Source organism: Streptomyces morookaense (genome assembly GCF_013030945.1).
Classification (GTDB): Bacteria; Actinomycetota; Actinomycetes; order Streptomycetales; family Streptomycetaceae; genus Streptomyces; species Streptomyces morookaensis.
The window spans coordinates 1-6,030 of record NZ_JABBXF010000017.1 but is presented as its reverse complement, the minus strand read 5'-3'; the positions used below and the strand labels follow the sequence as shown (position 1 = coordinate 6,030).

At 71.5% G+C, this 6,030-nt stretch carries 5 protein-coding genes and 2 pseudogenes; 3 read left to right on the top strand and 4 right to left on the bottom strand.

The genetic code is table 11. The features are described from left to right. Positions 1 to 218 (top strand): annotated as a pseudogene (locus HG542_RS09870) (M56 family metallopeptidase); the annotation flags it as partial. Between the two features lie 50 nt (positions 219 to 268). Here the strand turns inward: HG542_RS09870 and HG542_RS09865 are convergent. Then, a complete protein-coding gene (locus HG542_RS09865) occupies positions 269 to 1,267 on the bottom strand; it encodes a cytochrome c oxidase assembly protein (RefSeq protein ID WP_438816691.1) in 999 nt (332 codons plus the stop codon). Positions 1,268 to 1,486: 219 nt separating this feature from the next. Between HG542_RS09865 and HG542_RS09860 the strand changes: the two genes are divergently transcribed. Then, positions 1,487 to 2,344: a DUF2127 domain-containing protein gene (locus HG542_RS09860; protein ID WP_171079765.1), complete on the top strand. Its 858-nt coding sequence runs from the start codon at positions 1,487 to 1,489 to the stop codon at positions 2,342 to 2,344. Further along, on the top strand, positions 2,345 to 2,986 hold the full coding sequence (locus HG542_RS09855) for a rhomboid-like protein (RefSeq protein ID WP_229922590.1): 642 nt from the start codon (positions 2,345 to 2,347) through the stop codon (positions 2,984 to 2,986). Here HG542_RS09855 and HG542_RS09850 read toward each other — a convergent pair. The 3 genes and pseudogenes from HG542_RS09850 to HG542_RS09840 all read right to left on the bottom strand — a co-directional run. Further along, positions 2,957 to 3,340, bottom strand: coding sequence for a hypothetical protein (locus tag HG542_RS09850; protein WP_171079763.1), 384 nt, complete (start codon positions 3,338 to 3,340; stop codon positions 2,957 to 2,959). The genes HG542_RS09855 and HG542_RS09850 overlap by 30 nt on opposite strands. Positions 3,341 to 3,477: 137 nt before the next feature. After that, on the bottom strand, positions 3,478 to 4,674 hold the full coding sequence (gene rodA / locus HG542_RS09845) for a rod shape-determining protein RodA (RefSeq protein WP_171079761.1): 1,197 nt from the start codon (positions 4,672 to 4,674) through the stop codon (positions 3,478 to 3,480). 108 nt (positions 4,675 to 4,782) lie between these two features. After that, positions 4,783 to 5,784, bottom strand: a pseudogene (locus HG542_RS09840) (chitinase); the annotation flags it as partial. Between the last annotated feature and the right edge of the window lie 246 nt (positions 5,785 to 6,030).

Below are 6,030 nucleotides of genomic sequence, written 5' to 3'. Positions count from 1 at the left end.
CCCTGACCGCGACGGCGGGCCCCGTGCCCCGGCGCGTCGCCGCCCTCCTGGCGGCCCCCGCCGCGACGCGCGCGATCCCGGCGGGCCGCACGGCGCGGGCCATAGCGTTCCTGCTGGCCGCCTGCCTGCTCGCCTCCGGCGCCGCGGCGGCGGACGCGACGAACGACCTGCACGACAACATCGAGTCGGCGCAGCACGCCGGCCCGCCGAGCCCATGAGAAAGCCGGGCCCATGAGAACGGGTCCGGGGGTTCGTACCCCGGACCCGTTCAGCCCTGTCCCCGCCGGAACCGTTCCCCGATCGCTCCCTGGTCGGTCTCCCACCACGGCCGCATCATCCCGGGCTCCGGCGCCGCCGCCCCGGCGTCGTCGGCCGCCGCCGCGGGCCGCGGTGCCGGCGCGGCGGCCAGTTCCTCGTCCAGCCTGCGGTCCAGCGCCGCGGTGGTGCCCTTCTCGGCGCGCACCCACTCCACGAACACGGCGATCAGGAACGGCAGTCCCACCAGCTCCGCGATCGTGAGCATCAGCCCGCCCCCGATCTGCTGGTCCCGGTCGGCCCCCGGCCCCCACCCCGGCGTGTGCGCCCGGTACCAGCCGCCCGCGATCAGCGTGCTGCTGGTCATCACGACGATGCCCGGCACCGCGTCGACGAGCCCGTCGACGAAGACGAACAGCGCCCGCACCGGATAGCCGCACCACGAGGGCAGCATCTCCTCGTGCGAGAGCATCGGCAGCACGAACAGGCAGCCGGTCAGCACGAGTTGCAGGTACATCACCTGATGCACGGCCCCGTGCCGCAGGGCGGTCTCGAAGTACGGGGTGAAGTAGATGCTCAGCTCGCTGGCCAGGACCAGCACCGTGCTGAGCAGCGGGAAGGTCAGCGTGCGCACCAGCCGGCCGCGCAGCGCGCGCTCCAGCCGCTCCCCGGCCCGGGCGGGCAGTGCCCGGCGGGCCAGCGCCAGCGGGTCGCCGAGGGCCAGGCCCAGCGGGGCGATCAGGTCGAGCAGGATGTTCTGCACGGCGGCGGGCCAGAACAGCACCCGGTCGTACACCGCCAGCGCGGACATGGTCGCGACGGCCGTCGTCCCCAGGCCCAGCACCGCGAACGCGAGCGTCCGGGCGACCGGCCAGCGCTCTCCGCGCCGCGCCAGCCCGACGACGCCCCATGCGTAGAGCCCGCCCAGGACGACGACGGCCGCGATTCCGAACGGATCGGCCTGCCACGTCCCGAGCATGCGTCCGGGCGTGAGTTCAGGAAGGTTTGCCACTGCCACGGACGTTCAGAGTAGAGGCGGCGAAAAAGGATCACTCGGCGGGTTCGTTCTCTTTGCCAACGCACAAGAGAAGGCTGTATTCGGCCAAGTTCGCGTCAAGGGCAAACCATGGAAACACCCCCTTGCGGTGAAGTTTGGTCAAGTCCCTGAACGGGCGCGGGAGCATGAGGCAGGGGTGCGACGCGGGGGCGTGCACCGGGAGGAGGACGGCAGATGACGCACGAACAGGGACCGGTGCCCGCGCCAGGGGTACGGCACAGGAAGCGCCGGCTGCAGTACGAGCTGATCGGGTGCGGCCTGCACGGGCACAGCCTCGTCGGCACCGACGCCGCGCAGGTGCGTCCCGGGGACGCGCTGCTGGTGCGCGAGACGGACGACGGGATGCGCTGGCACCGCTGTCTGCGCTGCGACGCCTGGCTGCCGCTGCCGGCCCCGGACCGCCCCGCGGTGCAGACCGTGCCGGAGCGGCACACGATCGACCTCCCGCTGCGCGGGCGTCCGCTGCGCGACCGTTACGTCCTGCGGCTCATCGCCGTCGACCGGCTGGTGCACTTCCTGGTCCTCGGCGTGCTGGCCGTCGCCGTCTTCGCCTTCGCGCACGAACGGGAGCGGCTGCGGGGCCCGTTCTACCGGATCATCGACGCCGTGCAGAACGGTGTCGGCGGCCCGAGCGGCACCGGCCGCCACGGTTTCCTGGGCGACCTGGACAAGGCCTTCGCCGCCCACACCTCCACGCTCTGGGTGATCGGTGCGGTCGTCGCGGCGTACGCGCTGCTCGAAGGGATCGAGGCGGTCGGCCTCTGGCTGGCGAAGCGGTGGGCCGAGTACCTCACCTTCGTGGCGACGGCCGTGCTGCTCGTGCCCGAGGTCTACGAGCTCACCGGGCGCATCAGCGCCACGAAGATCCTCACCCTGATCATCAACATCGCGGTCCTGGTCTACCTTCTGTTCGCCAAGCGGCTGTTCGGAGTGCGCGGCGGCGGACGCGCGGAGGAGGCCGCGCGGGAGCACGACATGGGCTGGGAGGCTCTGGAACGGGTCCACCCGGGCCCGGTGCGGAACGGCTCCTGAATGACGGTGCAGCAAACGGTGCAGCAAGCGGAGCGCCGCCCGGCGGACGTGCTGCGGCGGCTGCCCGCGACCACGGTGTACGTGGCCGTGCTGCTGGCCACCGCCGGCTGGCTGGCCACCGAGTCCAGATCCGGGCAGGCGCGGTTCATCCGGCACATCAGCAGCAATGTGCACCACCTGAAGGTGGGCAAGTGGTGGACCCTGCTCGCCAGCGGGCTCGTCGTGGACGGCGTCCCCGCGCTGCTGGGCATCGGCGCGGTGGCCGCGGCCCTGGGCCTGGCCGAGTGGCGCTGGGGCACGCTGCGCGGGATGGGCATCTTCCTCTTCGGCCACCTCGTGGCGACGCTGCTCACCGAGGGCGCCATGTGGCTGATGCGCCTGGCCCACCTGCCCGGCGCCCTCAGCCGGGCCCGGGACGTGGGCATCAGCTACGGCCTGGTGGCCACCGTCGCCTGCCTGCTCGCCGTCGGTGGCGAACGGACACGGCGCTACGGGCTCGGCCTGCTCACCGCCGCCCTGACGACGGCCTGGACCATCGACCACGAACTCGCGGACGCCGGGCACCTCGTGGCCCTCGGCCTCGGTGTCCTGGCCGCCCGCAGCCGCTGGCTGTCAGCGCACCCGGACCGTGGTCACGGGTGAGGTCCGCAGCAGGCTGGGGTGCCTGTCGTCGGGGCTGTCCATCTTGTACAGCACACCCCGGAACTGCATCGTCCCGCGCCGCTGCGGCATGATGCGGGTGTCGACCCTGGCCCCCGCGCCCGAACTCGCCGGACTGCCGCACGACACGAGGCGCCAGGTCTCCTGGCCGCCGTCGCGCTCCTCGACGCACGCCTGCAGATAGTGCGCCGCATCGTCATCGCCCGCACCGCTGACCCGCACGACCTGCCCGGAGCGCACGGTGTGCGCGGCGGCACTGATCTCCATAGCGCCTTTCGCAACGGCAGGCCCCGCAGCCAGCACCACCACCACGACAGCGACGAGTACGCGCCGCATGAGCGTTCCTTCCCTGAGTACCGCCGGTACCGCGCCCCGAAGGGGCGCGGGGCTGCACTGCATATGCGGCTCCGCCGCGTGGGCGCGACCAGCCACATACGACCCGCACCCGAACAACCCCGAACCCGAGTGGAACGCTAACCGCTACGCGGCCGTCTGGAGTCGATCCGGATGGACTGCAGAAGCCCGACGGCCCCGCACACGGCGAACATCGACGAACCGCCGTAGGAGACGAACGGGAGCGGGATCCCGGCGACGGGCATGATGCCCAGCGTCATCCCGATGTTCTCGAAGGACTGGAACGCCAGCCAGCACACGACCCCGACGGCGAGCAGCATGGCGAACATGTCCCCCGCCCGGCGGGCGATGACCAGGGCCCGCCACAGCACCACGCCGACGAGGGCGATGATGGCGCCCGCCCCGAGGAAGCCGAGCTCCTCGCCGGCGACCGTGAAGATGAAGTCGGTCTGCTGCTCGGGGACGAAGCCGCCGTTGGTCTGGTTGCCGTGGAAGAGGCCCTGCCCCACCAGCCCGCCGGCCCCGATGGCGATGCGGGCCTGGTGGGTGTTGTAGCCGACACCGCCCGGGTCCAGCCCGGGGTCCGCGAAGGCGGCGAAGCGGTTCAACTGGTAGGCGCTGAGCAGGTGCAGGGAGAAGACGGCCGCCACGACGGTCGCCGCCACGCCCCCCAGCGCGGCCAGGTACCGGGCCGGGACCCCGGCGGCGAACAGTATCCCCGCCGTGACCGCCGCCAGCACCAGGCTGGTGCCCAGTTCGTGGCTGGCCATGATGACCAGCGCGGGCACCCCGAACAGGGCCAGGGCCGCCAGCATGTGCCGCGGCCCGGGCGCGGCCGCCTCCCGCGCGTCCTTCGCCTCGGCCAGCAGCGCCGCAAGCATCACCACCAGGGCGAGCTTGACGAACTCCGAGGGCTGCAGGGAGAAGCCGCCGCCGATCACGATCCACGAGTGGGCGCCGTTGATGGTGCTCGCCAGCGGGGTGAGCACGGTGGCGAGGAAGAGCAGCGCGGCGCCGTAGAACACCGGGGCGTAGCCGCGCAGCCGGCGGTAGTCCACGATGCTGAGGGCGAGGCACAGGACGAGCCCGATGAGCAGGTTGAGCAGGTGCCGTTTGAGGTAGGTGTGCGGGTCCGTGCCGGTGACGTCCTCGCGGTGCATGGTGGCCGACCAGGTCAGCAGCCCGCCGATCGTGCCGAGCGTCACCACCGCGCCCAGCAGGACCCAGTCCAGGCGCCACAGCGGCGAGGCGCGGCCGAAGGCCCGCAGGGCGGGCCGACGGGCAGCGGCCTGCGCATGCACGAGTGAGGTTCTCACGGTCACGCCCTCCGGATTCGCCGCGGGGAACAGCCAAAGCGGTGGGGCAGACTCTACAGTTAACGGCTTGCGCAAACGTTGAAGCTATTGTCGTTCAAATGTGTCGGTGCTGGTGAAGGGCGCGAAGGCGTGGCTGAAGTCCCAGGTGTTCTGCTGCAGTCCGGAGCAGGTGTCCGACCCCTTGGTGCCGGGGCAGCCGCCGTTGTCCCGCTGGAGTGCCCAGAACGACAGGGTGTTGACGCCTCGTGAAGCCGCCCAGTCGGCGACCTTGGCCGCGTCCTGGACGGTGAAGGTCTCGGCGGGCCCGTAGTCGTCGATACCCGGCATCTCCGTCACGCCGGTCATGGCCCACAGCGCGTCCGAGGACTTGTCCGGGTAGAGCCGGGCCAGTTGGTCGTGCAGCCCGTCCGCCGCCGAGACGGTGTCGGCGGCCATGTCGTGCGTCGCACCGTCGTAGTAGTCGAAGGTCATGATGTTGACGACGTCGACACGGGCGCCGTTGGCGACGGCGTTGTTCAGGACCGCGAGGCCGCTGTCGGCCAGACCGTGTGCGGTGGTCGGCAGGGTGTACGAGAACTGCACGGTGCGGCCCGTGCTCGCCGCCCAGTCCTGCACCTGCCGGACCGCCTTGTTGCGGCGGTCGATTCCGGCCGTGTCGGTCAGGGAGTTGTCCTCGATGTCCAGGTCCAGGCGGGTCACCCCGTAGGTGGTGATCACGTTCTCGTAGGCCTGGGCGATGGCGCCGACGTCCGTGCAGCTGTCGGCGAGTTCGGTGCCGCCGTTGTCGGCGGCGTAACCGCCGAAGGACGGGATGACGTCGCCGCCGTTCGCACGCATGGTGCTCACGTCGGAGCCGAACACGGCCTGCGAAACGGGCTTGTTGGTGTCGCCGTTCCAGTACGGGGTGCACGAACCGCGGGCCTCGGTCTGCAGGAACGCCAGCGTCAGGTACTTCGCCCCCGACTGGGCGGAGAGCGCGGCGGGGCTTCCCGGTGTGTAGGTCTCGTAGTACGGCGCGAAGACGTGCGGCGGCAGCGCCTGCGCTGCCGCCAGCGCCGTTCCGCTGCCGCCGCCCAGGACCAGAGTTGCGGCTGCGGCTGTGGTGGCCACTGCGGCTGTCACGGTGCGGAGGGGTATGAGTCGTCTCACGGAGGCTCCCGGTGGCCGATGTTGTGCACTGAGGTGGGGGCTCTTGTGCGGGGAACATCGTTGGACCGGACCAATGCCGTGTCAAGAGGCGGAACACGCCCTGTACGCAGAGGAATTGAGCGCTGTGCGAGACGGGCGGTGCATCTCTGCGGGCACAGAAGAATCCCCCCGCTCCGGGTGCCCGTACACCCGGAGCGGGGGGGGGGG